The organism is Streptomyces sp. NPDC053541 (genome assembly GCF_044544705.1).
Classification (GTDB): Bacteria; Actinomycetota; Actinomycetes; order Streptomycetales; family Streptomycetaceae; genus Streptomyces.
Genome location: NZ_JBITXM010000017.1, coordinates 1 through 26,368, shown reverse-complemented (window position 1 = coordinate 26,368; position 26,368 = coordinate 1). Strand labels below are relative to the sequence as shown.

At 72.5% G+C, this 26,368-nt stretch carries 24 protein-coding genes and 3 tRNA genes; 7 read left to right on the top strand and 20 right to left on the bottom strand.

The window, feature by feature from the left end:
- Positions 1-93 precede the first annotated feature (93 nt).
- Positions 94-166: transfer RNA gene (locus ACIGW2_RS33355), tRNA-Ala, on the bottom strand.
- 14 nt (positions 167-180) lie between these two features.
- A tRNA-Ala gene (locus tag ACIGW2_RS33350) sits at positions 181-253 on the bottom strand.
- A gap of 145 nt (positions 254-398) precedes the next feature.
- On the opposite strand from ACIGW2_RS33350, the gene ACIGW2_RS33345 reads away from it, so the two are divergent.
- Positions 399-1,700: a glycosyltransferase 87 family protein gene (locus ACIGW2_RS33345; RefSeq protein ID WP_399847824.1), complete on the top strand. Its 1,302-nt coding sequence runs from the start codon at positions 399-401 to the stop codon at positions 1,698-1,700.
- Here ACIGW2_RS33345 and ACIGW2_RS33340 read toward each other — a convergent pair.
- Together ACIGW2_RS33340 and ACIGW2_RS33335 are read right to left on the bottom strand one after the other, a co-directional pair.
- Positions 1,679-1,912 (bottom strand): hypothetical protein, encoded by a 234-nt coding sequence (locus ACIGW2_RS33340; RefSeq protein WP_265862737.1) that lies wholly within the window; start codon positions 1,910-1,912, stop codon positions 1,679-1,681. The two genes, ACIGW2_RS33345 and ACIGW2_RS33340, sit on opposite strands and share 22 nt — an antisense overlap.
- Positions 1,913-2,100: 188 nt before the next feature.
- Positions 2,101-3,534, bottom strand: coding sequence for an MFS transporter (locus ACIGW2_RS33335; protein WP_399847822.1), 1,434 nt, complete (start codon positions 3,532-3,534; stop codon positions 2,101-2,103).
- Between the two features lie 93 nt (positions 3,535-3,627).
- Between ACIGW2_RS33335 and ACIGW2_RS33330 the strand changes: the two genes are divergently transcribed.
- Positions 3,628-4,500 carry a helix-turn-helix transcriptional regulator gene (locus ACIGW2_RS33330; protein ID WP_399847820.1) on the top strand — a complete coding sequence of 291 codons (873 nt, stop codon included), beginning with the start codon at positions 3,628-3,630 and terminating at the stop codon, positions 4,498-4,500.
- Between the two features lie 96 nt (positions 4,501-4,596).
- On the opposite strand, the gene ACIGW2_RS33325 is transcribed toward ACIGW2_RS33330, so the two are convergent.
- The 7 genes from ACIGW2_RS33325 to ACIGW2_RS33295 all read right to left on the bottom strand — a co-directional run bounded on the left by ACIGW2_RS33325 (position 4,597) and on the right by ACIGW2_RS33295 (position 8,863).
- A tRNA-Ala gene (locus ACIGW2_RS33325) sits at positions 4,597-4,669 on the bottom strand.
- 119 nt (positions 4,670-4,788) lie between these two features.
- Entirely contained in the window at positions 4,789-5,442 is a 654-nt protein-coding gene (locus tag ACIGW2_RS33320; protein WP_391656481.1) for a histidine phosphatase family protein, read from the bottom strand.
- Positions 5,439-5,876: a ribosome silencing factor gene (gene rsfS / locus ACIGW2_RS33315; RefSeq protein ID WP_361585281.1), complete on the bottom strand. Its 438-nt coding sequence runs from the start codon at positions 5,874-5,876 to the stop codon at positions 5,439-5,441. The genes ACIGW2_RS33320 and rsfS overlap by 4 nt, the downstream gene beginning before the upstream one ends.
- A gap of 104 nt (positions 5,877-5,980) precedes the next feature.
- Positions 5,981-7,675 (bottom strand): LCP family protein, encoded by a 1,695-nt coding sequence (locus tag ACIGW2_RS33310; protein ID WP_399847817.1) that lies wholly within the window; start codon positions 7,673-7,675, stop codon positions 5,981-5,983.
- 19 nt (positions 7,676-7,694) lie between these two features.
- Positions 7,695-8,315 carry a nicotinate-nucleotide adenylyltransferase gene (gene nadD / locus ACIGW2_RS33305; RefSeq protein WP_265862320.1) on the bottom strand — a complete coding sequence of 207 codons (621 nt, stop codon included), beginning with the start codon at positions 8,313-8,315 and terminating at the stop codon, positions 7,695-7,697.
- 69 nt (positions 8,316-8,384) lie between these two features.
- Positions 8,385-8,549, bottom strand: a complete 165-nt coding sequence (locus tag ACIGW2_RS33300) for a hypothetical protein (protein ID WP_391656452.1) — start codon at positions 8,547-8,549, stop codon at positions 8,385-8,387.
- 83 nt (positions 8,550-8,632) lie between these two features.
- Positions 8,633-8,863: a hypothetical protein gene (locus ACIGW2_RS33295; protein WP_391656483.1), complete on the bottom strand. Its 231-nt coding sequence runs from the start codon at positions 8,861-8,863 to the stop codon at positions 8,633-8,635.
- Between the two features lie 128 nt (positions 8,864-8,991).
- On the opposite strand from ACIGW2_RS33295, the gene ACIGW2_RS33290 reads away from it, so the two are divergent.
- Positions 8,992-10,065, top strand: a complete 1,074-nt coding sequence (locus ACIGW2_RS33290) for a M48 family metallopeptidase (protein ID WP_391656453.1) — start codon at positions 8,992-8,994, stop codon at positions 10,063-10,065.
- Here the strand turns inward: ACIGW2_RS33290 and ACIGW2_RS33285 are convergent.
- The 7 genes from ACIGW2_RS33285 to rfbA form a co-directional block, all read right to left on the bottom strand.
- Positions 10,050-11,129, bottom strand: a complete 1,080-nt coding sequence (locus ACIGW2_RS33285) for a hypothetical protein (RefSeq protein WP_391656454.1) — start codon at positions 11,127-11,129, stop codon at positions 10,050-10,052. The genes ACIGW2_RS33290 and ACIGW2_RS33285 overlap by 16 nt on opposite strands.
- Before the next feature lie 123 nt (positions 11,130-11,252).
- On the bottom strand, positions 11,253-11,825 hold the full coding sequence (locus ACIGW2_RS33280; protein WP_356072475.1) for a hypothetical protein: 573 nt from the start codon (positions 11,823-11,825) through the stop codon (positions 11,253-11,255).
- A gap of 89 nt (positions 11,826-11,914) precedes the next feature.
- Positions 11,915-13,198: a glutamate-5-semialdehyde dehydrogenase gene (locus ACIGW2_RS33275; protein WP_361585268.1), complete on the bottom strand. Its 1,284-nt coding sequence runs from the start codon at positions 13,196-13,198 to the stop codon at positions 11,915-11,917.
- A gap of 141 nt (positions 13,199-13,339) precedes the next feature.
- Positions 13,340-13,816 (bottom strand): hypothetical protein, encoded by a 477-nt coding sequence (locus tag ACIGW2_RS33270; RefSeq protein ID WP_356072470.1) that lies wholly within the window; start codon positions 13,814-13,816, stop codon positions 13,340-13,342.
- Positions 13,817-14,024: 208 nt separating this feature from the next.
- Positions 14,025-15,146: a glutamate 5-kinase gene (proB, locus tag ACIGW2_RS33265; RefSeq protein ID WP_361585265.1), complete on the bottom strand. Its 1,122-nt coding sequence runs from the start codon at positions 15,144-15,146 to the stop codon at positions 14,025-14,027.
- Positions 15,147-15,347: 201 nt separating this feature from the next.
- The gene (gene rfbC / locus ACIGW2_RS33260; RefSeq protein ID WP_391656456.1) at positions 15,348-15,953 is read right to left on the bottom strand and encodes a dTDP-4-dehydrorhamnose 3,5-epimerase; all 606 of its coding nucleotides are present in this window, start codon (positions 15,951-15,953) and stop codon (positions 15,348-15,350) included.
- A 26-nt stretch (positions 15,954-15,979) separates the two neighbouring features.
- Positions 15,980-16,870, bottom strand: coding sequence for a glucose-1-phosphate thymidylyltransferase RfbA (gene rfbA / locus ACIGW2_RS33255; RefSeq protein ID WP_361585259.1), 891 nt, complete (start codon positions 16,868-16,870; stop codon positions 15,980-15,982).
- 61 nt (positions 16,871-16,931) lie between these two features.
- Here rfbA and rfbB point away from each other — a divergent pair, with 61 nt between their 5' ends.
- From rfbB to ACIGW2_RS33235, 4 genes are all read left to right on the top strand, one after another.
- On the top strand, positions 16,932-17,918 hold the full coding sequence (gene rfbB, locus ACIGW2_RS33250) for a dTDP-glucose 4,6-dehydratase (protein WP_399847813.1): 987 nt from the start codon (positions 16,932-16,934) through the stop codon (positions 17,916-17,918).
- Positions 17,918-18,814: a dTDP-4-dehydrorhamnose reductase gene (rfbD, locus tag ACIGW2_RS33245; protein ID WP_399847811.1), complete on the top strand. Its 897-nt coding sequence runs from the start codon at positions 17,918-17,920 to the stop codon at positions 18,812-18,814. The genes rfbB and rfbD overlap by 1 nt, the downstream gene beginning before the upstream one ends.
- Positions 18,815-19,075: 261 nt before the next feature.
- Positions 19,076-21,943, top strand: a complete 2,868-nt coding sequence (locus ACIGW2_RS33240; RefSeq protein ID WP_399847809.1) for a CDP-glycerol glycerophosphotransferase family protein — start codon at positions 19,076-19,078, stop codon at positions 21,941-21,943.
- Between the two features lie 62 nt (positions 21,944-22,005).
- Positions 22,006-23,112, top strand: a complete 1,107-nt coding sequence (locus tag ACIGW2_RS33235) for a glycosyltransferase (protein ID WP_391656482.1) — start codon at positions 22,006-22,008, stop codon at positions 23,110-23,112.
- Between the two features lie 118 nt (positions 23,113-23,230).
- Here the strand turns inward: ACIGW2_RS33235 and galE are convergent, their stop codons facing one another.
- The gene (gene galE, locus ACIGW2_RS33230) at positions 23,231-24,217 is read right to left on the bottom strand and encodes a UDP-glucose 4-epimerase GalE (RefSeq protein ID WP_356072448.1); all 987 of its coding nucleotides are present in this window, start codon (positions 24,215-24,217) and stop codon (positions 23,231-23,233) included.
- 8 nt (positions 24,218-24,225) lie between these two features.
- Complete coding sequence (locus ACIGW2_RS33225) at positions 24,226-25,890, bottom strand: glycosyltransferase family 2 protein (RefSeq protein WP_391656461.1); 1,665 nt, start codon at positions 25,888-25,890, stop codon at positions 24,226-24,228.
- Positions 25,891-26,368: the final 478 nt, after the last annotated feature.

Below are 26,368 nucleotides of genomic sequence, written 5' to 3'. Positions count from 1 at the left end.
GCGCACCGGGGGCCCCGGCGCGCGCGGGCGCCCCCCCGCGCGGGGGGGGGCGGGGGGGGGGGCGGCGGGGGCGCCCCCCCCGCTTCTCTTCTGTGGAGCTAAGGAGAATTGAACTCCTGACCTCTTGCATGCCATGCAAGCGCTCTACCAACTGAGCTATAGCCCCGTGTACGGGATCTGTGGAGCTAAGGAGAATTGAACTCCTGACCTCTTGCATGCCATGCAAGCGCTCTACCAACTGAGCTATAGCCCCTTGTTTAGTTGTGTCCCGCCGGTCTCCCGTGCGGCGACGAACAGAACAGTAACCGTCCGCCGGGCCGTTCGCCAAATCCGTTTCTCCGGCCGCACCGGCCGGGCGGGTAGGGTCGCCGTCTGTGTCCGCCTCCTCCTTGCCCCCGGTGTCCCCGTCCTCCGCGCCGTCCCGCGTCCCGTCCCGGTCCCTGGCCGTCGCCGCGGTGGTGTGGCTGCTGTCGTTCACGGCGTTCTGGGTGGCGCAGCGGCTCGCCCACGTGAACATGCTGGACGTGATGGTCTACCGGGCCGAGGCCGAGACGCTGCGGGCCGGCGAGGACCTCTACGCGATGCGCGCCACCTCGGCGAACCTGGCGATGACCTATCCGCCGTTCGCCGCCGTGCTGTTCCTGCCGCTGACCCTGGTGGGCGTGCCGCTGATGCGGACGCTGACCACGGCGGGGAACCTGCTCCTGGTGGTGGCGCTGGTGCGGCTGTCGCTCCAGCTGGTCCGCCCGGCCCTGGCGCGCCCGGAGGCCCGCACCCAGCTGTGGCGAACCACACTGTGGGTGGCGGCGGTCGTGGTGTGGTGCGAGCCCGTGTGGACGACGCTGCGGTACGGGCAGATCAACCTGCTCGTGGCGGTGGCCGTGCTGTGGGACCTGACCCGGCGCGAGGGCAGCCGCTGGGCCGGCCTGGGCATCGGCCTGGCCACCGCCGTCAAGCTCACCCCGGGGCTCTTCGTGGTCCTGCTCCTCGCCGCCGGACTGCTGCTGTGGCGCCGCGACCGGGCCCTGAACCAGTGGCTGCGGACCGGCCTCACGGCGACCGGTGTCTTCCTGGTGACGACGCTGACGACGGCGCTGGCGCTGCCCGCCGACTCGAAGCGGTTCTGGACCGGGACGCTGTTCGAGACCGGCCGGGTCGGTCACGCCGAGGAGACCGCCAACCAGTCCCTCAGCGGCGTCCTGGCCCGGCTGATGCACACGGACGCGCCCGGCCTGTGGTGGCTGGCCGCCGCCGTCCTGCTGGGCGGCGCGGCGATGGTCCTCGCGGTGCGGGCGGCGCTGCGCGGCGACCGGGCGGTGGCCGTGGTGATCACGGCGGTCACCGCGCTGATGGTCAGCCCGATCTCCTGGTCCCACCACTGGGTGTGGTGCGTGCCGCTGCTGATCCTGCTGTACGACCGCTCCACGCGCGCGTGGCCGGTGACCGGAGCCGTGGCGCTGGCCTTCGCGTCCTTCGCGCTGTGGTGGGTGCCGCACGACCCGGGCCGTCCGGAACTCGACCAGAACGCCGGGCAGATGCTGCTCTCCGCGGTGTATCCGCTGACGGCGCTCGCACTGCTGGCCGGCTACGCCCTGTCGCTGCGCCGCACGCGCGGCCGGGACCCGCTGGACAGGATCCCGGAGCCCCGGGAGGAGACGCGGGAGCCCCAGGCCGTCACTCAGGCCGTCGCGAACGAGTAGAACCGCTTCAGGGTGCAGTGCTCGTCGAGGAGCCGCCCGTAGATCGGCTCCCCTTCGAGCTCGCGGTAGGTCTCGATGGGGTCGCCTTTTATGATCAGCGCCCGCGCACACTCCTCGCACCAGTACTGGAACGAGGGGTTCACGGGGTCCATGTCGCGCACGATGGGCGTCCCGCTGCCGCACCAGTCGCACTTCCGCCGGTGCGCCCCCATCACTCGGCTCCCGTCACGGAGGCGGCACGCGCCGCACGGCCGGGGGGCGGGCTCCACGGCCCGGGAGCGGAGTCCGCGACGGCATCGGCTGCGACCTCGTCGGCACCGTCCACGGCCATGCGCGCTCCCTCCCGCCCGGACCCTCTTCCCCTCCGGCGGTCCGATTCTGCCATGGGCCCGCAAGGGGGTCAGCGTCGTCGGCGGAGCAGGCTCGCCGAGGCCCCCAGGACGGCCGTCGCGGCCAGCGCGAGGGTGCACACCCAGAGCGCGTGCGCGGAGACGTGCGCCCCCTGTCCGGTGATCCGGCCGAGGAAGAGCGCGCCGAAGGCGGCGACGCCGATCAGCTGGCCGAGCTGGGTCACGGTGGCGAGCAGTCCGCTGGCGTCGGCGGCGTCCTCGGGGCGTACGGTCGCGAGCGCCCCGGTCAGCGCCGGGCTGAAGGCCAGCGCCAGACCGGCACCCATGGCGCAGAGCACCGGGTAGAGCGCCCAGCCGCCCGCGCCCCCGTCCCTCAGGACGGCGCCCACGCCCACCGAGGAGGCTGCCGTGAGCAGGAATCCGGCGGGCACCAGGAAGGGCTGCAGCCGGGCGGGCCAGCGCCGCCAGGTGAGGCCGACGAGGCCGAAGACGGCGGCGGTCGGCGCGAAGGTGAGCCCGGTGCGCAGCGCACTGTGCCCGAGCGCGCCCTGGAGGTGCAGGGTGAGGGTGAACAGGAAGCCCGCGTTGACGCCCATCACGGCGACGATCCGCAGGACGGCCGTGCCGATGCCGGGGCTGCGGAGCACCCGCGGCGCGATGAGCGGGGCGCCGCCGCGCCGGGCGAGCCGCGCCTCGTACCCGCCGAAGCAGGCCAGGAGCAGCAGCGCGCCGGCGAAGGACAGCCAGGTCCACAGCGGCCAGCCCTTCTCCTGGCCGAGGACGAGCGGGACGGTGAAGAGCGTGACGGAGCCCGCGAGCAGCAGGAGTCCGGGCAGGTCGAGGGAGCGGCCGCGCTCGGCCTCGGTGCCGGTGTCGCGCGGCAGCACCCGGGCGCCGAGGGCCAGCAGGGCCAGGCCGATGGGCACGTTCACCAGGAAGACCGGGCGCCAGCCGGTGCCGAACAGGTCGGCGCTGACGAGGACGCCGCCGACGACCTGGCCGGCGGCCGCGCCGGTGGCGAGCACGGCGGAGTAGGCGCCGAGCGCGCGGACCCGGCCCTCGCCGGTGAAGTTGCGCTGGATCAGGCTGAGCACCTGCGGGATCATCAGGGCCGACCCGGCGCCCTGGGCGACCCGGAAGGCGATCAACTGGCCGGTTCCGGCGGCCAGTCCGCAGGCCAGCGAGGCGAGGGTGAAGACGGCGAGCCCGGCGAGGTAGACCCGCCGGTGGCCGAGCCGGTCGCCGAGGCGCGCGCCGGTGATGAGCAACACCGCGTAGGCGATGGTGTATCCGGCGACGACGAGCTGGATCCCGGCCCCGGTGGCGGCGAGTTCGGTGCGGATGGTGGGGGCGGCGACGTTGACGATGAAGACGTCGAGCAGCGCCATGAACTGGGCGGCGAGCACGACGGCGAGCAGGGCGCGGGGGCGGTTGTCGGTGGTGGGGTCTTTACTGAGTGCGGGACGTGTGGTGGTCGTCGTCATGGGAGGAGCGTGACGCCGGCCGGATACGGGTAACGAGAGCCCGTCGATGCTGGTACTGACAGCACCTGGCAACGACGGCGGGGGAACTCGACCATGGGGGACGTGACGACTGTGGCAGCGGTGGGCGAGACGCGGCGGAGGCCGGAGCTGGCGGCGTTCCTGCGCAGCCGGCGGGCGCGGGTGACGCCCCAGGACGTGGGCATGCCGCCGGGTCTGAGACGGCGCACCCCGGGGCTGCGCCGCGAGGAGGTGGCGCAGCTCTCCGGGGTCGGCGTGACCTGGTACACGTGGCTGGAGCAGGGCCGGCCGATCAACGCCTCGGCCCAGGTGCTCGACGCGGTGGCCCGCACGCTGCGGCTCGACCGCCCGGAGCGCGAGCACCTCTACCACCTGGCGGAGGTGCCGTACGAGCCGGAGCCGGCCTCGGAGCAGGCGATGCGGGTGAGCCCGGAGATCCAGGGCATCCTCGACGCCCTGGTGCCGCTGCCCGCGGTGGTCTACAACGCGCGGTACGACGTGCTGGCGACCAACGCCATGTACGAGCTGCTGTTCCTCCGGGCGGACGCCAAGCCGTGGACGGGCCCGCTCGGGGTGCGCAACGTGCTGTGGACGCTGTTCACGATGCCGGGCGAGGTGTGCCCGGTGGTCGAGCGGGAGCTGGAGCTGCCGATCATGGTGGCCCAGCTGCTCGGCGCGTACGGGCGCCATGTGGGCGAGCCGGCCTGGGAGTCGTTCGTCCGGCTGCTGAGCGAGGCGAGTCCGTACTTCGCGGAGCTGTGGCGCAGCGGTGACGTCGTGCCGCCGGGCACGCGCGTGAAGACCTTCCGGCACCAGCGGGTCGGCGAGATGCGGATGACCTCGGTCTCGCTGTCGATCAACGGGATGCCGGAGTGCCGGATCGTCACCTACACGCCGAACGACGAGGAGAGCCGGCGCTCGGTCGACCTGCTCCTGAACGAGCGGTGACGGGACGGCAGTCGGGAGGGAGGGAGGGGGACGGGCGCGAGAAGGGGCGGAAAACGACGGATCCCGCCCCCTGCTGGGGACGGGATCCGGTGACTGTGGAGCTAAGGAGAATTGAACTCCTGACCTCTTGCATGCCATGCAAGCGCTCTACCAACTGAGCTATAGCCCCGCACGTTCTTCGCGCTCCGCGCTGCGAACAAGATGAACTTTAGCCTGTGACCTGCCGGAAAGTGAAATCGGCTCCGGCAGGTCACCGAAGGGGCTCGGGATGCCGTCCCGGGCGCCGTCTCAGTCGTCGTCGCCGAGGACCGGCTCGGGCAGCGTGCCGGCGTTGTGCTCCAGGAGCCGCCAGCCGCGGGCCCCCTCGCCGAGCACCGACCAGCAGCAGTTCGACAGGCCGCCCAGCGACTCCCAGTGCCGGGCCTCCAGGTCGAGCAGCCGGCCGATCGTGGTGCGGATGGTGCCGCCGTGGCTGACGACGACGAGCGTGCCGTCCACCGGGAGCTTCTCGGCGTGCTCCAGGACCACGGGGGCGGCCCGGTCGGCCACCTCGGTCTCCAGCTCGCCGCCGCCCCGGCGCACGGGCTCGCCGCGCTTCCAGGCGGCGTACTCGTCGCCGTACCGGGCGGTGATCTCGTCGTGGGTCAGACCCTGCCACTCCCCCGCGTACGTCTCGCGCAGCGCGGAGTCGTGGGCGACGGCGAGGCCGGTGAGCGCGGACAGCTCGGCGGCCGTGGCCGCGGCCCGCTTGAGGTCGGAGGCGACGATCGCGTCCGGCTTCAGCGCGGCGAGCAGCCGGGCGGCCCGGCGCGCCTGGGCGACGCCGGTCTCGGTCAGCTCGATGTCCGTGCTGCCCTGGAAACGGCGCTCCAGGTTCCACGAGGTCTGGCCGTGGCGCCACAGCACGATGCGGCGGCCGCTGCCGCCCTTGCCGCTGGTCAGCTCAGCTCACCGTCCGCTCCGTCGGCGCCCGTCAGCCGGGCGTGCTCCTCGGCCTTGCCGCGGGTCTTCAGCGCGTCCTCGGGGAGCGGCAGCTCGGGGCAGTCCTTCCACAGGCGCTCCAGGGCGTAGAAGACCCGCTCCTCGCTGTGCTGGACGTGGATCACGATGTCGACGTAGTCGAGGAGGATCCAGCGGGCGTCGCGGTCGCCCTCCCGGCGCACCGGCTTGGCGCCGAGCTCCTTGAGCAGCCGCTCCTCGATCTCGTCGACGATCGACTTGACCTGGCGGTCGTTGGGCGCGGAGGCGAGCAGGAAGGCGTCGGTGATCGACAGCACGTCGCTGACGTCGTACGCGATGATGTCGTGCGCGAGCCGGTCGGCCGCCGCCTGGGCGGCGGCGTTGACGAGCTCGATGGAGCGGTCCGTGGCGGTCACAAGCAGGCTTTCGTCGGCGGTCTGAGACACCTCAAGGGTCTCATGTACCGCCGACGGGCCCGAAAAGGATTACCGGAAGGCTTACCGGAAGGACTGCCGGAGGGTCATCGCTTGGCCCCGGGAACCTCGTAATCCGCTCCCAGCACGACGGTGACCTCGGCGTTCGCGGCGGCCTTGCCCTTGGCCACGGATCCGGCGGGCAGCCCGAGGGTCTTGGCGACCTCGACGGCGGCCGGCTTCTGGGCGTCGTCCGCGTAGAGGACCTGGGACTTCTCCTGGTTTCCGGCCTTGGTGCCGCCCACCACGGCGTAGCCGCCGTTGATCAGCACCACGCGGGCGGCCTCGGTGGCCTCCCGGCCGCTGCCGTCGCGGATCGAGACCCGGGTGGCGGCGCCCTGCTCGGGAGCGGTGACCTTGCCGCCGAGGATGTCCTTGACCACGCTGTCGCCGGTGGCCTCGCTGAGCGAGCCGTCGGCCTCGACGGGCAGCACCGCGGTCTTGTAGTCGCCGATCTTGGCGTGCTCGGCGAGCTTGGCCAGGGAGGCGCCGAGGTCCTTCTCGGGCAGCGAGGGGTCGAGGATCTGGGCCAGGGTCTCGATGGTGACGGTGGCGGCCTTGGGATCGTCGGAGATCTTCCGCAGCACGCCGTACATGACCTGCCCGAAGCGCTGGAGCTGCTTGGCCTCGGCCTCGCCGGACGCCCGGTAGGTGGCGTAGGCGACGGCGGCGCGCCCGTTGAGGGTCTGGTCCTCGCCCTTCTTGACCAGCGGCTCGGCGCCGGCCTTCTCGCCGGGCACCTCGGTGTCGGTGGTGATGTCGATGTTGCCGACGAGCTCGACGAGGTTCTCCAGGTACGGGGTGTCGAGCCGCCAGGTGCCGGTGATCTTCGCGCCGAGGAGGTTGCCGAGGGCCTCGCGGGTGCCGCTGGATCCGTCGTCCTCGACGGACTTGGCGAGGGTGGTGGTGGCGCCGTCCTCGTCGGTCACGGCGAGCGAGTTCGGGAGCAGGACCGTCGTGCCCTGCTTGGTGGTGCTGTTGTCCACGAGGAGGGCGGTGGAGGTGCCGCCGCCCTTGGTGTTGTGCAGGTGGACGACGATCGTGTCGCGCTGCTGGGGTCCGGTGGCGGTGTTCTGGGCCGTGCCCTCGCCGGAGGAGAGACCGGGGAGCTTGCCGGCCGACCAGAGGTAGCCGACGCCGCCGACGGCGACGAGCACCAGGACCACGACGAGGGTGACGAGGCGGTTGCGGCCGCGCCGGCGGGCCTCCTCGCGGCGCTCGGAGCGGCTCTCGGTGAACTTGAGCCAGTCGATGACGTCCTCGGAGTCCTCGTCGGGCTCCTCGATGAAGGAGAACTGCTCGGTGCGGTAGTCCCGCCCGTCGTTCTCGGGCGCGGGGCGCTGGCCGGGCACGGCGGCGGGCGCGCCGGGGGCGTCCTGCGGCGCGCGGGGCGGGGGCGGGGCCTGCGGCGCGGGGGCGGATTCGGTGCGGACGGCCCACTGCTGACCGGTCTGGTCGACCCCGCCGAGCTGCCCGGTGTCGTACTGCTGGTAGTCGTACGCGGCGGGCTGCTGGGCGTAGGGGTCGTACTGCGGCTGCGGGGGCTGCGGGGCCTGCTGCTGGGCGTACGGGTCGTGGCCGTACGGCTGCTGCGGCTGCTGCTGGACGGGCGCGCCGTACGGGTCGTAGTGCTGCTGCGGGACCTGCTGCTGGTACACCGGCTGCCCGTACGCGTCGTAGCCGATGATCTGCGGCTGCGGATAGTACGGGTCGTACGGGTTCGGGTTCTGCTGATCGTTCACCGGTGCCCCTCCCCGAGGCTCACTCGCCGCGGTACAACTGGCGCTTGTCGATGTAGCGCACCACACCGTCCGGGACCAAATACCAGACCGGGTCGCCCTGCGCGACCCTCGCCCGGCAGTCGGTGGACGAGATGGCGAGCGCGGGGACCTCCACGAGCGAGACCCCGCCCTTGGGCAGACCGTCGTCGGTGAGGTCGTGGCCCGGGCGGGTGACCCCGATGAAATGGGCGAGGGCGAACAGCTCCTCGGCGTCGCGCCAGGTGAGGATCTGGGACAGCGCGTCGGCACCGGTGATGAAGAACAGGTCCGAGTCGCTGTTGAGGGAGCGCAGGTCCCGCAGGGTGTCGATGGTGTACGTCGGGCCGCCGCGGTCGATGTCGATGCGGCTGACGGAGAACTGCGGGTTGGACGCGGTGGCGATGACCGTCATCAGATAGCGGTCCTCGGCGGGCGAGACCGCCTTGTGGCTCTTCTGCCACGGCTGCCCGGTCGGCACGAACACCACCTCGTCGAGGTGGAACAGGGCGGCCACCTCGCTGGCGGCCACCAGGTGTCCGTGGTGGATCGGGTCAAACGTTCCGCCCATCACGCCGAGTCTGCGCTTGCCGCGACCGCCAGTAGGCACTTCCTGCTCTCCCATGCGTGCAGAGCCTACTGGCACGGCGTCGAACACCGGATCAGCGGCCTCGCGGCTCGGCCGGCCCGCGGCTCAGCGGTCGCGGTTGAAGCGGGTGGTCACCCAGAGCAGCAGCAGGAGCGCGAGGAGGGCGCCACCACCCGTGACGTACGGGCTGAGGCTTTCGTGGTTGCCGCCGTGCTCGGCACCCTCGCTCGCGAGCGTGACCAGGTTGGCGGCGGTGGCGTGGAGGCTCATCTTCGACGTGACCTTCGATCGGGGATGGGAGCGGAGACTTCGCGCACATCGTATGCGGCGCGTCGCCGAGCGCTCACGCCGACTCAGGCGTTGGCGTCACCGGGGCCGTTTTCGCCGCGTGCCGGGGTGGTCCCGGCCGGGCCGGCGTCCGTCGCGCCGTCGTCGGTGCTGCGGTAGCCGCGGAGCAGGAACCAGGCGAGGAGGGCGCCGCCGACGATCGAGACGAGCAGCACGATGCGCAGCGTGGCGCCCGGGCCCTGCTGGGACGCCGCGGCGAGCAGCGGCGTGACGGCGGTGGTCGCGATGTCCGGCATGACGGTCGTGCTCCTCGGTTGTCCGCGGTGCCCGAGTTATCCACAGGCTCCGCCACACGGTAGCCCCCTCGCCTAGTCTGGGTCGCGTCAGGGGGACGAGCACCGACTCGTACGAACAGGGGGCATCCATGACCGATCACCACCAGGGACACCTGCCGGGCCGGCAGCGCAAGCGCTTCCCCGGCATCTCCTCCCGGGCCTACGAACACCCGGCGGACCGCTCGGCGCTGGTCGCGCTGCGCAAGCTGAGCGGCTTCGACACCGTCTTCAAGGCCCTGAGCGGGCTGCTGCCGGAGCGGAGCCTGCGGCTGCTGTTCCTCTCCGACTCGGTGCGGGTGAGCGACGCGCAGTTCGCCCACCTCAACGACATGCTGCGGGACGCCTGTTACATCCTGGACCTGGAGAAGGTCCCGCCGATGTACGTGACGCAGGACCCGAAGCCCAACGCGATGTGCATCGGTCTCGACGAGCCGATCATCGTCGTCACCACCGGTCTGGTGGAGCTCCTCGACGAGGAGGAGATGCGGGCCGTCGTCGGACACGAGGTGGGTCACGCGCTGTCGGGTCACTCGGTGTACCGGACGGTGCTGCTGTTCCTCACCAGCCTGGCGCTCAAGATCGCCTGGATCCCGCTGGGGAACGTGGCGATCATGGCGATCGTCACGGCGCTGCGCGAGTGGTTCCGCAAGTCGGAGCTGTCGGCCGACCGGGCCGGGCTGCTCGTCGGGCAGGACGTGCAGGCCTCGATGCGCGGCCTGATGAAGATCGCCGGCGGCAACCACCTGCACGAGATGAACGTGGACGCGTTCCTCGCCCAGGCCGACGAGTACGAGAAGGGCGGCGACCTGCGGGACTCCGTCCTGAAGATCCTCAACGTGCTGCCGCGCTCCCACCCCTTCACCACGGTGCGGGCGGCGGAGCTGAAGAAGTGGTCGGAGACCCGCGACTACCAGCGGATCATGGACGGCCACTACCCGAAGCGCTCGGAGGACAAGGACACCTCGGTGACCGACTCCTTCCGCGAGTCCGGGCGGCACTACGCGGACAGCGTGCGCACCAGCAAGGATCCGCTGATGAAGCTGGTCAACGACATAGCCGGGGGCGCCGGGGACCTGGCGGGCGGCCTGGGCGAGAAGCTGTTCGGGCGCTCCGGCGGCGGCAAGGGCGCCAAGGGCGAGGCCGGCGGTCAGACCGAGGGCTGAGCGCCCGGGGCCAGGACCCCGCAGAGCGAGGAGACGGTGGACCGGCCCGTGGCGTACGGGTCGGTGACCGCCTGGCGGCCCGGATCGGCGGCCCGCATGCCGGCCAGCAGCGGCCGCAGCGCCCCGGTCGGGTCGGCGTCGCAGGACTGCGGGCCGGCCTGGACGGTGCTGGTGAGCAGTTCGGCGCGGTGCATCCGCAGGTCCTCGCGGTCGAAGCGGAAGTGCAGCTCGCGGTGGACGGTGAACAGCGAGGCGCGGGGGGCCGGGCCGGGGCCGGAGGTCGCGGGCCGGACCGCGTAGGTGAAGGTGTGGTCGGCGGTGACGTCCAGCAGGTCGGCGTTGACCTCGGCGAAGCGCAGGGTGCCCTGGACGCGGACGGTCGGGTCGGCGAGGACGACGGTGCGCGGGTCGAAGCGGACCAGCCAGCCGGAGACGGCGTGCCGGCCGTCGTCGGAGGGCGACTCGACGCTCCGGTCGAACTGTTCGAGCTGGTCGGGGTCGACGAGGAGGCGTGGCGGGCGGACGGTCCGGCCGGCCAGGACGTCCGGTTCGAGGGAGGAGGCGACCAGGTAGTCCTTGGCGATGCCGAGGGCGGTGACGACCTGGCTCTCGGAGAAGCTCGTGGTGCGGGCGGCGAGGGGCAGGTTGATGCCGGCGGCGCCGGTGCGGTACTCGGCGGCGGGGCTGTGCGCGAAGAGGCTGTCGGGGGTGCCGCCCGGGACGGCGTCGCGCGGGGCGAGCGGGACGAGCGTGGTGCGCAGGGGTTCGGCGCGCTGGTCGAGCGGGGGCTGGTAGGGGTTGCGGACGCCGAGGTAGACCGCGGTGCCGAAGGCCAGGAGGATCAGCAGGACGAGCATGAGGGCCTGCCGGGAGCCGCCGCGGCCCTCCCGGCGGGGCCGGGAGCGGACGGCCTGGGCGTGCTCGCCCATCCGCTCCTCGGCGGAGAACTCCTGGAGGCGGGCAGCGCGGACGAACGACTCGTCGAAGACGACGGATCGGTACTCGTCCTCACCGCCGGGGAGCCCCTCGGGGTTCCCCTCAGGCGGGTCGCCACGCCCTGCCATACCTTCAGGGTAGGTCGGCGCGGGCCCCGGTAAACGCCCAGGTACACGACAACTTCGGAAGATTTCCGACGCGGCTGCGGCGAACGGGCGAAGGGCCCGGCGGGCGGGGCCGGAGGGGAGGGATCAGGGGGCTCCGGGGGCCGCCGGGACGGGCGGGGCGGAGGACATGGTGGCCGCGGAGGGGGCGGTGCGGGGCTTGTCGACGCCGGTGGTGGCCGGGGGCGGCATGCGGTCCTGGCGGTTGGCGGAGGCGCCCCGGTAGACGGCGCTGAAGGCGAGGGCGACCATCCCGACGCCCATCACCAGGGCGAGCACCCAGGCGACCGGGCGGTGCCAGCGGGCGCTGCTCCGGTAGGGGCGCAGGGCGCCGCCGTGCGGGCCGTAGGGGCCGAAGTCGTCCTCGGCGGTGTCCGGGTCGTAGCCGTCGGGGTGACGGCCGAGGTCGTAGGGGTCGTCGTACGGGTCCTCGTCGGCCAGGCCGGCGACGGCACGGGCCCGGGCGGCCTCGGCCTCGGCGCGGGCCTGGGCGGCGGCGAGGAGCCGTTCGACGGCGGTGGGCTCGTGGAAGCGTGCCGCCCGGACGAAGTCCTCGTCGAAGGCCACGGTGGCGAATTCCTCGTCGGCGCCGCCGCGGTCGACAGAGTCCTCGGGGTCCTGGCCGTCCTGGAACGGCGTGCCCCCCACGTCGTCCGGCACGGGTTCAGAGTAGACCGGTGCGGGGGTTTTGGGCAGGGAGAGCGCGAACTGTCCCTGCCCGTGACGGCACCGCGGAGGGCGGCTGCCGGTTACCGTACGTGACCGTCGCCGGTCACGATGTACTTGGTGGAGGTGAGTTCCGGAAGGCCCATGGGGCCCCGGGCGTGCAGCTTCTGGGTGGAGATGCCGATCTCGGCGCCGAAGCCGAACTGTCCGCCGTCCGTGAAGCGGGTGGAGGCGTTGACGGCGACGGTGGTGGAGTCGACCAGCTGGGTGAAGCGGCGGGCCGCGGCCTGGGAGGTGGTGACGATGGCCTCGGTGTGACCGGAGGACCAGAGCCGGATGTGCTCGACGGCCTTGTCGAGGGAGTCGACGACGGCGGCGGCGATGTCGTACGAGAGGTACTCGGTCTCCCAGTCCTCGGGGGTGGCCGGGACGACGGTGGCCTTGCTGCCCTCGGCGCGGGCGAGCACCCGCTCGTCGGCGTGGACGGTGACGCCGGCCTCGGCGAGGGCGTCCAGGGCGCGGGGCAGGAAGGCGTCGGCGATGTCCTGGTGGACCAGGAGGGTCTCGGCGGCGTTGCAGACGCTGACCCGGTGGGCCTTGGAGTTGACCAGGATCTCGACGGCCATGTCGAGGTCGGCCTGGGCGTCGACGTAGACGTGGCAGTTGCCGGTGCCGGTCTCGATGACGGGGACGGTGGACTCCTCGACGACCGTCTTGATGAGGGAGGCGCCGCCGCGCGGGATGAGGACGTCGACGAGGCCGCGGGCGCGCATCAGCTCGCGCACCGAGTCGCGGGACTCGCCGGGGACCAGCTGGATGGCGTCGGCGGGCAGGCCGGCGCCGCCGACGGCGTCGCGCAGCACCTTCACCAGGGCGGTGTTGGAGGAGTAGGCGGAGGAGGAGCCGCGGAGCAGGACGGCGTTGCCTGACTTGAGGCAGAGGGCGGCGGCGTCGACGGTGACGTTGGGGCGGGCCTCGTAGATGATGCCGACGACGCCGAGCGGGACGCGGACCTGGCGCAGGTCGATGCCGTTGGGGAGGGTCGAGCCGCGGACGACCTCGCCGACCGGGTCGGGCAGGGCGGCCACGTGCCGGACGTCGGCGGCGATCGCCCGCACCCGCTCGGGGGTGAGGGTGAGGCGGTCGATGATGGCCTCGCTGGTGCCGGCCTCGCGGGCGCGGGCGATGTCCTCGGCGTTGGCCTCGACGATCTCGGCCGTGCGGACCTCCAGGGCGTCCGCCATGGCCAGCAGGGCGTCGTCCTTCGCGGCGCGCGGCAGTGGCGCGATGTCGGCGGCCGCGGCGCGGGCCCGGTAGGCGGTCTGGGCGACCGGGGACATGTTGTCGAAGGGCATGAGCGAGGTCATGCCCGCAGGGTACTGGCACCCCTGCGGACATCCCTCACGTATCCCTCGGCCGTCCCGTAGTTCGAGACACCCCGGGGCGCGGCGGAGTGTCCGGAAGTCGACGGTCGCCGGGGGCCCCTCCGCGGACGTCCGGCCGCGCCGTCAGTAGGGGTGGACGCCGACCGGGGCGGCCGGCGGCGGGCCGTAGCCCTCGGCGATCCGCTGGTGGTAGGTCTCCCGGTCGATGACCTCCAGGCCGACGATCTCCCACGGCGGCAGCTGGGCGCTCTGCCGGTGCTCGCCCCACAGGCGCAGGGCGACGGCGGCGGCGTCGTGGAGGTCGCGGGCCTCCTCCCAGTAGCGGATCTCGGCGTGGTCGTCGGCGTAGCGGCTGGTCAGCAGGAAGGGGTGGTCGTGGGCCAGCTGTTCCAGGGCGCGGCGCACCTCCTTCAGCGGGGCGGGCGTGCCGGAGACGCTGAGGGTGATGTGCCAGAGCTTGGACACCTCCCGCTCCGGCGTCCTGGTCTGCTGGGGTTCGTCGTCGACGGACGTGTCGTCGAAGTCGGCTCCGGCCTCGACGCTCGTCAGGGCGCGTTCGGTCGTCCCTCGGGCCGTGGCCCCTGGGCGCGCTCGTCTCACCGGCGGCCTCCTGTGTGATGCCTGTGCTGTGTGCTGCTGCGCGTGCTGGTCGTTCCCCGCCCTCTCGTTGCCCCCGAGACAAAGTTGACCAGCCCGCGGCGGCGCGTGGGGCGGTTTTGGTAAAGGTCCCTACCGGATGACCGGACTTTCAGCCGTTTCGGGTCACGGTCCGGTGTCGCGGTTCACCCCTGTCCGTTCCGGGGTGCGGTCACATGACGACGAGGTCGTCGCGGTGGACGACCTCCCGCTCGTACTCGGGGCCGAGCTCGCGGGCGAGTTCGTGGGTGGAGCGGCCGAGGAGCTGGGGGATCTCCTTGGCGTCGAAGTTGACGAGTCCGCGGGCGACGGCGCGGCCCTCGACGTCCCGCAGCTCGACCGGGTCGCCCGCGCTGAACTCGCCCTCGACGGCGGCGATTCCGGCCGCGAGCAGCGACTTCTTGCCCTCGGTCACGGCCCGTACGGCGCCGGCGTCGAGAGTGAGGTGGCCGCGCGGGGTGGAGGCGTGGGCGAGCCAGAGCAGGCGGTCGGCGGAGCGCCGGCCGGTGCGGTGGAAGTAGGTGCCGGTGTCGCGGCCGGCGAGGGCGTCGGCGGCGCGCACGGCGGAGGTGAGGACCACGGGGATGCCCGCGGCGGCGGCGATCCGGGCCGCCTCGACCTTGGTGACCATGCCGCCGGTGCCGACGCCGGCCTTGCCGGCCGAGCCGATCTCGACGTGGGCGATGTCCTCGGGGCCGGCGACCTCCGCGATGCGCGAGGTGCCGGGCTTGGACGGGTCGCCGTCGTAGAGCCCGTCGACGTCGGAGAGCAGCACGAGCAGGTCGGCGCGGACCAGGTGGGCGACGAGCGCGGCGAGCCGGTCGTTGTCGCCGAACCGGATCTCGTCCGTGGCCACGGTGTCGTTCTCGTTGACGACCGGCAGGGCGCCCATGGCGAGCAGCTGGTCGAGGGTGCGGTAGGCGTTGCGGTAGTGGGCGCGGCGGCTGGTGTCGTCGGTGGTGAGCAGGACCTGGCCGACGCGGACGCCGTAGCGGGCGAAGGAGGCGGTGTAGCGGGCGACGAGGAGGCCCTGGCCGACGCTGGCGGCGGCCTGCTGGCGGGCCAGGTCCTTGGGGCGGCGGGTGAGCCCGAGCGGGGCGAGGCCGGCGGCGATGGCGCCGGAGGAGACCAGGACGATCTCCTTCTCGCCGCCGCTGCGGACCTTGGCGAGGACGTCGACGAGGGCGTCGACCCGGTCGGCGTCGAGGCCTCCGGACGCGGTGGTCAGCGAGGACGAGCCGACCTTCACGACGATCCTGCGGGCTTCCGTCACGTACTGCCTGGCCACTGTCACCTGCGTCGTCCTCGCCGTCCTGCTCGTGCTCGCTCGCTCGCGCCCGGGCCCCGGGGCGCCGGGCGCCCGTGATCGCGCTCGCCTGGCAATCTACGCGAGCCGCTCGGGGCGCCGCCCGCCTATTCCGCAGGCTGGACGACGGGGCCCGGTGCGTGAGCGGCCGCCCGTCGCCGCCTGCGGGGCCCGCCCGGGCCGTCGCCGTCAGCCGCGCCCGGCGAGCGAGCGGCGGAAGGCCAGGCACTCCTCGTACACCGGAAGGAGCCCGGTCTCGCGGGCCTGGGCGAGGGTCGGGCTCTGGGCGTCCTTGGCCGAGAGCTCGGGCCGGCCGTCGACCGGCCACGCAATGCCGATCTCCGGGTCGAGCGGGTGGACGCCGTGCTCGCGCTCGGGGGCGTAGCCCTCGGAGCAGAGGTAGGTCACGGTGGCGTCGTCGGTGAGGGCGCAGAAGCCGTGGCCGAGGCCCTCGGACAGATAGACGGCCCGGCGTTCCCGGTCGTCGAGGCGCACGGCCTCCCAGCCGCCGAAGGTCGGGGAGCCGACCCGGACGTCCACGACGATGTCGAGGACCGCGCCGCGCACGCAGGTCACGTACTTGGCCTGGCCGGGCGGCACGTCGGCGAAGTGGACGCCGCGGACGACGCCGGCGGCGGACACCGACATGTTGCCCTGCCGCAGGTCCAGCGGGTGGCCGACGGCCTCGGCCAGGCGCTCGGCCTTGTACCACTCCAGGAAGAGACCGCGGGCGTCGCCGTGCTGCCGCGGGACGAACTCCCAGGCGCCCTCGATGCCAAGGGGGTTGACCTTCATGGGAAGAGCCGTTCCTCTCTCGGGTCTCAGACCTGGCCGGTCCGCTGCTCGGCCTCGCGGGCGAGCAGGTCGAGCAGGTAGTCGCCGTAGCCGCTCTTGGTCAGCGGCTCGGCGAGGGCGCGCAGCTGCGCGTGGTCGATGAAGCCGGCCCGCCAGGCGGCCTCCTCCAGGCAGCCGATCTTCATGCCCTGGCGCTCCTCGATCACCCGGACGAACTCGGAGGCCTGGACGAGGGACTGGAAGGTGCCGGTGTCGAGCCAGACGGTGCCGCGGTCGAGGACGGAGACCTGGAGTTCGCCGCGGTCGAGGTAGTACTTGTTGACGTCGGTGATCTCCAGCTCGCCGCGGGCGCTGGGCGTCAGGTCGCGGGCGATCCCGACGACCCGGCTGTCGTAGAAGTAGAGGCCGGGGACGGCGTAGCGGGACTTCGGGCTGCTCGGCTTCTCCTCGATGGAGCGGGCGACGCCGTTCGCGTCGAAGTCGACGACGCCGTAGGCGGAGGGGTCGGCGACGGCGTGCGCGAAGACGACGCCGCCCTCGGGGGCGCGGTACTTGGCCAGCTGACGGCCGAGGCCGACGCCGTGGAAGATGTTGTCGCCGAGGATCAGCGCGACGGGCTCGCCGCCGATGAACTCCTCGCCGATGAGGAAGGCTTCGGCGATGCCGTTCGGTTTCTCCTGGGTCGCGAAGCGGATGTCGAGGCCCCAGTCGGAGCCGTCGCCGAGCAGCCGCTCGAACTGGGGGCGCTCGTCGGGGCCCGTGATGACCAGGATCTCGTCGATCCCCGCCATCACGAGGGTGGACAGGGGGTAGTAGATCATCGGCTTGTCGAAGACCGGCATCAGCTGCTTGGAAACGGCTCGGGTTATCGGCCACAGCCGCGAGCCGGTCCCGCCGGCGAGCAAGATCCCACGCATGTCAGGGAGCCTAGGCGGGCGCACTGGTGCCGGCAGCCGGTTCCATAGAATCGTGGCCTTCATGAGGATTCTGGTCACCGGCGGCGCCGGTTTCATCGGTTCACAGTTCGTGCGGGCACTGCTCCTGGGAGAGTTGCCCTCCGGCGAGGGCGCGCGGGTCACCGTCCTGGACAACCTCACCTACTCCGGCAACGAGGCCAATCTGGCCCCCGTGGCCGACCGGCCCGGCTACGCCTTCGTGCGGGGCGACATCCGCGACCCCGGAGTCGTCGACGACGTGATGCGCGGCCAGGACGCGGTGGTGCACTTCGCCGCCGAGTCGCACGTGGACCGCTCGATCCTGGACTCGTCCCCCTTCGTCACCACCAACGTGCTCGGCACCCAGGTGCTGCTCGACGCGGCGAAGCGGCACGGCGTCGGCCGGTTCGTGCACGTCTCCACGGACGAGGTGTACGGCTCGATCGCCGAGGGTTCCTGGACCGAGGACTGGCCGCTGGCGCCGAACTCCCCGTACTCGGCCTCCAAGGCCGGCTCGGACCTGCTGGCGCTCTCGTACCACCGCACGCACGGCATGGACGTGGTGGTGACCCGCTGCTCCAACAACTACGGGCCCTACCACTTCCCCGAGAAGATGATCCCGCTGTTCACCACGAACCTGCTGGACGGCAGGAAGGTCCCGCTGTACGGCGAGGGCCTGAACGTGCGGGACTGGCTGCACGTGTCCGACCACTGCCGCGGGATCGAGCTGGTGCTGCGTGGCGGACGCGCTGGTGAGGTGTACCACATCGGCGGCGGCACCGAGATCAGCAACAAGGAGCTCACCGCTCTGCTGCTCGACGCCTGCGGCGCCGGCTGGGACAGGGTTGAGCACGTCGAGGACCGCAAGGGCCACGACCTGCGCTACTCGCTCTCCATCGCCAAGATCCAGGAGGAGCTCGGCTACCGCCCGCAGGTCGCCTTCGAGCAGGGCCTCGCCGACACCGTCCGGTGGTACCGCGAGAACCGCGCCTGGTGGGAGCCGCTCAAGGCGAAGGCGGCGCTGGCCTGATGGACGACGCCACCCCCACCCGCTGGCTGGTCACCGGAGCGGCCGGCATGCTCGGCCGCGACCTCGCCGAGGTCCTGGCCGGGGCCGGCGCGGAGTTCACCGCGCTGACCCGGGCCGAGCTGGACGTCACCGACGCCGGGGCCGTCGAGACCGCCGTCGCCGGGCACGACGTCGTCGTCAACGCCGCCGCCTGGACCGACGTCGACGGCGCGGAGACCGAGGAGGCCGCGGCCACCCGGATCAACGGCGACGGCCCCCGCGCGCTCGCCGCGGCCTGCGCCGCGACCGGCGCCGTGCTGCTCCAGGTGTCGACCGACTACGTCTTCCCGGGCGACGCGACCGCGCCGTACCGGCACGACTCCCCCACCTCCCCGGTCAACGCCTACGGCCGCGGCAAGCTCGCGGGCGAGCGGGCGGTCCTGGAGCTGCTGCCCGAGCGCGGCTACGTGGTGCGCACCGCGTGGCTGTACGGGGCGCACGGCCGGAACTTCGTGGCGACGATGCTCGACCTGGCGGCCCGGCGCGAGACCGTCGACGTGGTCGACGACCAGCGCGGCCAGCCGACCTGGACCCGGGCGCTCGCCCGCCAGCTGCGCGACCTGGGCGCGGCGGCCGTGAAGGGCGCGGCCCCGGCCGGGGTCTACCACGGCACGGCGAGCGGCACGGCGACCTGGTACGACCTGGCGCGGGCGGCCTTCGAGCTGACCGGTCTGGACCCGGAGCGGGTGCGGCCGACCACCTCGGAGAGGTTCGTCCGGCCCGCCCGGCGCCCTTCGTACAGCGTCCTCGCGCACGAGCGCTGGGCCGACGCGGGCGTCGCCGCGCAGCCGCACTGGCGCGAGCAGCTGTCCGAGGCGCTGCGGACCATGGCCCCGGCGCGGTCGGCGGGCGCCTGATCCCCGTCCCCACGGCTCACGGCGCCGCCCGGAACGGGGCCGTGAGCCGAATCACTCTTTGTGGTCGAATCGGGCAGATTCTGCGATCCTCTGCACCCTACGTGCGCATTCCTTGAGGAGAATTACTCCCGTAGGGGGTTACCCACCCGGCCTACGAGGGCTTCGGAAGGGCACACCGCCGCACCGGCCGTCCGCGGTGTCAAACGCGGTCCCGAACAGCGGGTAGCTTGGATGTGTCGAGAGGAAGACAAGTGGATCGAGGTGCAAGTGCCTGACGTCTCCGTGGTCGTCATCGCCTACAACGACGCAGAGCGTCTCCCGACGGCCGTCCAATCGGTACTGGACCAGACCTTGCAGAGCGTCGAGGTCGTCATCGTCGACGACTGCAGCAAGGACAACACGTTCAAGGTCGCCCAGGGTCTCGCCGCCGCGCACCCCGACAAGGTCCGCGCCTTCCAGCTGCCCGAGAACAGCGGCGGCTGCGGAGCGCCCCGCAACTACGGCATCCAGCGGGCGGCCGGCACCTACGTCATGTTCCTCGACAGCGACGACGTGCTGGAGCGCAACGCCTGCCGCAACATGCTGGCGGCCGCCGAGCGGACCGGCTCCGACCTCGTCTCCGGTCTGTGCGTCCGCGTCCACCTGGACAGCCGGCACAACAAGACCACCCAGTGGTACCCGTGGATCTACGCGGAGACCCGGACGCTCGAGTCCATCAACGAGATGTCCGACCTGCTCGTCTTCGACACCCTCTCGACGAACAAGTGCTACCGCCGCTCGTTCCTCCTGGAGCAGGGGCTGGAATTCCCCGTCGGCATCCACTACGAGGACCTGCTCTTCTCCGCGCAGGCCTACGTCGCCGCGCGCCGCATCACCCTCATCCCGAACCAGGTCTACTACTGGAACGTGGAGGAGAAGGCGGCCGCCAAGTCGATCAGCAATCGGCGCCACGAGATCGCCAACTTCGCCCACCGCGTGGAGATCCACCGCCGGGTCGACGCCCTGCTCGCCGAGAAGGGCTACGAGGAGCTGAAGTTCCGCAAGGACATCAAGTTCCTCAAGCACGACCTCGTGCTGCACCTGCGCGAACTCGCGCTGATGGACGAGCAGTACCGCCGCGACTTCGCCGAGCTGGCCAACGGCTACCTCGCCGGCCTCGCCCCCGAGGCCTACGACGAGGTCCAGCCGCTCCAGGCGATCTGCGCCTACCTGCTGACCCGCGAGGACTGGGACAACCTGATCCCGGCCACCGAGGCGCTCACCAACCAGGGCCGCCTGACCACTTCGCTGGTCGAGCGCGACGGCCAGATCTACTGGTGCGACGGACACCTCGACGACCCGATGGGCCGCAAGGTCCTCAACGTCACCGACGCCGGCTACCACCTGAGCCCGCTGTCCTCGATCGCCCTGGCCAACCGCCTGACCTCGTACGAGGACGCCGGCGGCACCGTCCGCATGGGCGGCGCCGTGGTGAACCCGCTGGGCCGGATCCCGGCGACCGCGCAGCTCAAGGGCGTCCTGGAGTTCCGCGCCCGCCGCAACCTCGGCCAGCGCCGGTACCGCGTCCCGGCCACCGCGCTGCGCCACACCAGCTCGGCGATCGAGTGGGAGGCCACCGCGGACCTCTCCCGCATCCGCCCGTACGGCATCGTCGACCCCGTCTGGGACGTGCGCCTGCTGCTGACCGTCGACGGCAAGACGCTCAACACCCGGGTCTCCGTCGGCGACGTCGACCTCGACGGCACCCGCTCGCTGCGGGTGCGCCCGCGCCTGACGCGGCTGGTCTCGGACCGCTTCCGGCCCGAGGTCACCAAGAAGGGCAACCTGTCCTACGTCCTCACCGCCGAGAGCGCCGCCGCGGTCCGCACCACGGCGATGATCGAGGGCGCGATGCACGGCAGCGCGGCCAACCTGGCCAAGAAGAGCCTGCGCGGCCTGCTCAAGGCCCGCAAGCAGCTGCAGTCCGGCGAGACGAAGGTCCGCCTCTACCACGAGGTCTACAGCCGGCTGCCGATCCGCAAGGGGCTCGTGGTCTTCGAGAGCCACCTCGGCAAGCAGTACAGCGACAGCCCGAAGGCGATCTACGAGGAGATGCGCCGCCAGGGCGTGAAGTTCGAGGCCGTCTGGTCCTACTCGGGCGCCAAGCCCACCGGCTTCCCCACGGACGCCACCCTGGTCAAGCGCTGGAGCCGGCAGTATCTGCGGGCCCTGGCCCAGGCGGAGTTCTGGATCGACAACCAGGGCTTCCCGCACCGCCTGACGAAGCGTCCGGAGACCACGTACATCCAGACCTGGCACGGCTCCGCGCTCAAGCGCATGGGCTTCCACGAGCCCAGCACCAAGGCGCGCTCCCAGGCCGGTCAGGAGGCCCTGGAGAAGTCGCTGAGCCGCTTCGACCACTTCCTGGTGCGCTCCGAGCACGACGTCAGGACCCTGGCCAAGGGCTTCCGGCTGCGCGAGGAGGTCCTGCTGCCGGTCGGCTACCCGCGCAACGACGCCCTGGTCGCCGCCCGTCGCGCCGAGGCCGAGACGGGCGCCCGCGCGCGCGGCCCGCTCGCGCAGGAGCTCGGCATCGACCCGGACAAGCAGGTCGTGCTCTACGCCCCGACCTTCCGCGCCGAGTCCAACGGCAAGGTGCGCCACTTCGAATTCCCCTTCGACGTGGAGGAGTTCGCGGAGCGCTTCGGCGAGACCCACACCCTGCTCGTGCGGTCGCACTACCTCAACGAGGTCACGCTGCCGCCGTCCGTGCGGGGCCGGGTCATCGACGTGTCGGCCTACCACGACACCACGCCGCTCCTGGAGCTCGCGGACGCGCTGATCACCGACTACTCGTCCGTGATGTTCGACTACGGGCTGCTCGACCGGCCGATGATCTTCTTCACGTACGACTACGACGAGTACGCCAACGGCAGCCGCGGCACCTACTTCGACCTGAAGGAGCGGGCCCCCGGCCCCGTGGTGTCCACCGAGAGCGAGCTCTTCTCGGCGGTCGCCCGGCTCAAGGACGAGGCCGACGCCAAGTACGCGGCGGCGCGGGAACGGTTCAACACCGACTTCAGCGCCTTCGACCGGGGCGACGCGGCCTCGCAGATCGTCGCCAAGTTCTTCACCAGGAGCGGTAAGTGACCGAGCAGACCGCCGTGTCCGGCGGCCGTGACATCTTCTTCGTCTCCAACAGCGTCGACGAGATGGGCGGTGTGACCACCTGGTCGCACCAGATGGCCCGGGAGTTCGCCGACCGGGGCCACCGCGTGCACGCGATCGGCATCGTGCCGGCGCCCGAGGGCCGCCGGCAGGAGTTCCCCGCCGACCTGCCGTACGCCACCACCACGCTGTACGACGCGCACCCCCCGCAGGTGGGCTCGCTGCGCGGCATCAAGGGCCGGCTCAACGCGGCCGAGCGGATGCGGCACCGCGCCCGCGCGGCCCATATGCGCGAGCAGGCCGAGAAGCTGACCGCGCTCTTCGCCGCGGCCCGCCCCGGCGCGGTCGTCATCGTCACCCAGGTGTGGGCGATGGAGTGGGTGGCGCTCGCCGACACCAAGGGCCTCGTCGTCATCGGCATGAGCCACGAGTCGTACGAGGCGAGCGCCGCCTCCTCGCGGCTCGCCCGGGTCAAGCGCTACTACAAGGACGTCGACCGGCTGCTCGTCCTCACCCCCGGCGACGCGGACCGCTGGATCCGCGCGGGCATGGACAACGTCGGCCACATGCCGAACCCGCTGCCCTTCATGCCCGAGGCCCCGTCCCCGCGCTCGGCGAAGGTGGTCGCCTCCATCGGCCGCCTCTCGCACGAGAAGGGGATGGACATGCTGCTCGACAGCTGGGCCGAGGTCGCCCCGCGCCACCCCGACTGGACGCTGCGGATCTACGGCGCCGGTGACGAGGAGGAGCGGCTGCGCCGCCAGTGCACGGAGATGGGCCTGGACGACTCGGTCGCCTGGATGGGCCGCACCTCCGACGTGCTCGGCGCGCTGCAGGAGGCCTCGGTCTTCGCCCAGGCCTCGCGCGCGGAGGGCTTCCCCATCACGCTCCTGGAGGCGATGGCCGCGGGCGTGCCCTGTGCCGCGTTCGACTGCGCGCCGGGCGTCCGCGAGATCATCCGGGACGGCGAGGACGGCCTGCTGGCCGCGCTCGGCAACACCACGGACCTCGCCCGGCACATCAGCACCCTGATCGCCGACGACGAGCTGCGCGACCGCATGGGCGACGCCGCCCACGCCAACGTGCGCCGCTACTCCCCCGAGTCGATCACCGACCGGTGGGAGGAGCTCTTCCGCTTCCTGGAGCGATAAGGGCCCCGTACGCGAGAAGGCGGCCGGAGGGTTTCGAACCCTCCGGCCGCCTTCTGCGTGTCGTGCGTGACGTGTGCCGTGTGCCGTGCGCCGTGTGTCAGGCCTCGGGCTTCGGGCCTCAGGCGGACACGGAACGGCGCGCCGTCCAGCCGGCCCAGGCCGAGCTGATCATGTCGCGGACGTCGTGACGGGCCCGCCAGCCGAGCTCCGACTCGATGCGGCCGGCGGAGGCGACCACGCGCGCCGGGTCGCCGGGGCGGCGCGGGGTGACGGCCGGCTCGACGCTGTGGCCGGTGATCTCGTTGATCAGGTCCACCATCTCGCGGACGGAGACGCCCTCGCCGCGGCCGATGTTGACGGTGAGGTCGCGCGGCTCGCCGGCGGCGGCCCACTCGGCCAGCTTGCGGGCGGCGACCAGGTGCGCGTCGGCCAGGTCCTCGACGTGGATGTAGTCGCGGATGCAGGTGCCGTCGGGAGTGTCGTAGTCGTCGCCGAAGATCCGCGGGGACTCGCCGGCGTCGAGCCGCTCGAACACCATCGGGACCAGGTTGAAGACGCCGGTGTCGGCGAGCTCCGGGGTCGCGGCGCCGGCCACGTTGAAGTAGCGCAGGCAGGCGGTGGAGATGCCGTGGGCCTTGCCGGCCGCGCGGACCAGCCACTCGCCGGCCAGCTTGGTCTCGCCGTACGGGCTCATCGGCAGGCACGGGGTGTCCTCGGTGACGAGGTCCACGTCCGGCATGCCGTAGACGGCGGCGGAGGAGGAGAAGAGGAAGTTGCGCACACCGCCGGCGGCCACGGCCTCCAGGAGGACGGTCAGGCCGACCACGTTCTCGCGGTAGTAGTGCAGCGGCAGCTCGACGGACTCGCCGACCTGCTTCTTCGCCGCCAGGTGGACCACGCCCGTCACGCCGTACTCGGCGATGGTCTTGTCGAGCAGCTCGCGGTCCAGGGTGGAACCGACCACCAGCGGCACGCCCTCGGGGAGGCGCTCGGCGTAGCCCGTGGACAGGTCGTCGAGGACGACGACGCTCTCGCCCGCCTGCGTCATGGCGCGCACGACGTGCGAGCCGATGTAGCCCGCGCCGCCCGTGATCAGAAAAGTCATCGTGTTCCCTAACCCTTTCCCTGCAGTGTGCTGCCGGCGAGCCGGCCGAGCTTGGCCCACGCCACCTTGAGACCGTCGCGTGCCCCCGGCGCGATCCGTACCGCCAGCGAACCGTTCGCCGTCGTGTACTGCTGCACCAGCACTACACCGTACCGGCTGCTCGGCAGCACCGACCGGCGCGAGACTCCCGCGAGACGCGGGACGGTGCCGAAGGAGGTGCCGTCCGCGCACTCCACGGTGATCCGCAGGTCCCACACCTGGGTGCCGCGGGTGCCCCGGCGGCGGCCGGCCCGGGCGAGGCCGGTGAAGCCGGCGGGGAGCCGGGCGGTCCAGCCGTCCGGACCCTCGGCGAGGGTGACCCGCTCGGTACGGGCAGGCTCGGCGGCGCCGCGCGGCACGAAGCCGACCTCGGCGGTGCGCGGGCCGGCGGCGCGGACCCTGCCGTACAGGTCCCGTACGGTCAGGCGCAGTTCGCCGCTTCCCGTGGGGCCGGTGCGCAAGGTGGCGTCGACGACGAGCGGGAGGGCGTCGAGCGGGGCGGTGTCGACGCCGTCGAGGACCGCGCCCGGCAGGTCCTCCGCCCACACCGGCGTGCCGTCGGCGGACCCGTCCACGCGCGCGTACGGAGGCAGCAGGAGCCCGGGGTTCGCGGCGAGGCGGGCGGCCCGGGTCAGGTCGCGCGGCTCGGCCGCGGCGAGCAGCAGCCGGGCGAGCCAGCGGGCCGGGACGGCCGCGGCGGCGATCTCGCCCTCCTCGAAGGAGGAGAGGTACGCGTGGGTGAGGGCCCACCAGTCGCTCTGGTACGCGGCGCCGCGCTGCGGCAGCTCGCGGGCGTAGAGCCGGACGTCGTGCTCCAGGAACTTGGTGCGGCACGCGGCGGCGAGCCCGTCGCGGCCGGCGTCCGCGAAGGCGGCGACGGCCTGGCGGTGGGCCTCGATGCGGGCGGTCCAGTTCTCGACGCCCTTGCGGTCCAGGGAGATGGACAGCTGCGCGGCGGCGCGGCGCACGTGCCACACGTAGACCGTGTCCGGGATCACGGCGACCCGCGGCGCGGCGGCGAGCACGCGGGCGCTGAAGACGAAGTCCTCGTAGACGAAGCGCCCGTCGGGGAAGCGGATGCCGTGCTCGGAGAGGAAGGAGCGGCGGTAGACCTTGTTCACGCAGAGGGTGTCGTGCGTGTACGGGGCGAGGGCGGCGGCCCCGTCGAGGACTGCCGCGTCCGCGTACAGCTCCGGCTGCCAGGGCACGTCGCGGCCCTCGGGCAGCTCCCGGCGCACGCAGAGCCCGGCCGCCACCGGCGTCCTGTGCCGCTCGGCCGCCGCGACGAGGGCGTCGGCCGCGCCCGGGGGCAGGACGTCGTCGCTGTCCAGGAACATCACGTAGGGGGCGGTGGCCGCGGCGATGCCGTCGTTGCGCGGGGTGCCGCAGCCGCCGCTGTTGTCCTCCCGATGCACCACCCGCACGCGCGGGTGGAGCGCGGCGAGCTCGTCGAGCACCTTGCCCGTCGCGTCGCTGGACGCGTCGTTCACGGCCACGACCTCGGCGACGACCGCGCCCTGATCGAGCGCGGATCTGATCGCCTCGCCCACCAGTTCCTCGTCGTTGTAGGCGATGACGACGACGCTGAGCCGGCCGTCGTTGGCGGGCGCGGAAGCGGAGGGGCTGAGACTCACATCCGAATCCTACGGGAGCCACCTGTGCCCCCGGCCCGCCCCCGAATCCGGGGCCGAGGGGCCCCTAACGCCCGCCCGCCGGGCTTCGGCCGGCGCTGCGCCGGCCGGGCACGCAACGGGCCCCGGTCCGGGCCCGAAGGCCCGGACCGGGGCCCGGCCGGATGGGGACCCGAACCCCCTGGAACGGGTTGAACTCGTCGAACTCCCGCTGCGCCTCGTCCCGCTCCGCCTGACGGTCCCGGCGACGCTGCGCCGCCGGGCGCGGGGCCTCCATGCGGTGGGCAGGACCACCCACGGCCGCCCTCGCACCGCTCGGCCCCCAGAGGGCCTCACAGGCATCGGACGACTACGCCGGACTCCGTCCGCCGGACACCACACAGGACCCCCGACGCCCCCAACCCCTAGAACGGGTTGAACTCGTCGAACTCCCGCTGCGCCTCGTCCCGCTCCGCCTGACGGTCCCGGCGACGCTGCGCCG

Excerpts from the sequence above, each read along its gene's own strand:
- galE (WP_356072448.1), bottom strand. The coding sequence starts at position 24,217 with ATGACTTTTCTGATCACGGGCGGCGCGGGCTACATCGGCTCGCACGTC.
- rfbB (WP_399847813.1), top strand. The coding sequence starts at position 16,932 with ATGAGGATTCTGGTCACCGGCGGCGCCGGTTTCATCGGTTCACAGTTC.
- ACIGW2_RS33275 (WP_361585268.1), bottom strand. The coding sequence starts at position 13,198 with ATGACCTCGCTCATGCCCTTCGACAACATGTCCCCGGTCGCCCAGACC.
- ACIGW2_RS33335 (WP_399847822.1), bottom strand. The coding sequence starts at position 3,534 with ATGACGACGACCACCACACGTCCCGCACTCAGTAAAGACCCCACCACC.
- ACIGW2_RS33285 (WP_391656454.1), bottom strand. The coding sequence starts at position 11,129 with ATGGCAGGGCGTGGCGACCCGCCTGAGGGGAACCCCGAGGGGCTCCCC.
- ACIGW2_RS33330 (WP_399847820.1), top strand. The coding sequence starts at position 3,628 with ATGGGGGACGTGACGACTGTGGCAGCGGTGGGCGAGACGCGGCGGAGG.
- rfbD (WP_399847811.1), top strand. The coding sequence starts at position 17,918 with ATGGACGACGCCACCCCCACCCGCTGGCTGGTCACCGGAGCGGCCGGC.
- nadD (WP_265862320.1), bottom strand. The coding sequence starts at position 8,315 with ATGGGAGAGCAGGAAGTGCCTACTGGCGGTCGCGGCAAGCGCAGACTC.
- ACIGW2_RS33235 (WP_391656482.1), top strand. The coding sequence starts at position 22,006 with ATGGGCGGTGTGACCACCTGGTCGCACCAGATGGCCCGGGAGTTCGCC.
- ACIGW2_RS33300 (WP_391656452.1), bottom strand. The coding sequence starts at position 8,549 with ATGAGCCTCCACGCCACCGCCGCCAACCTGGTCACGCTCGCGAGCGAG.
- ACIGW2_RS33295 (WP_391656483.1), bottom strand. The coding sequence starts at position 8,863 with ATGCCGGACATCGCGACCACCGCCGTCACGCCGCTGCTCGCCGCGGCG.
- rfbA (WP_361585259.1), bottom strand. The coding sequence starts at position 16,870 with ATGCGTGGGATCTTGCTCGCCGGCGGGACCGGCTCGCGGCTGTGGCCG.
- ACIGW2_RS33340 (WP_265862737.1), bottom strand. The coding sequence starts at position 1,912 with ATGGGGGCGCACCGGCGGAAGTGCGACTGGTGCGGCAGCGGGACGCCC.
- rfbC (WP_391656456.1), bottom strand. The coding sequence starts at position 15,953 with ATGAAGGTCAACCCCCTTGGCATCGAGGGCGCCTGGGAGTTCGTCCCG.
- ACIGW2_RS33290 (WP_391656453.1), top strand. The coding sequence starts at position 8,992 with ATGACCGATCACCACCAGGGACACCTGCCGGGCCGGCAGCGCAAGCGC.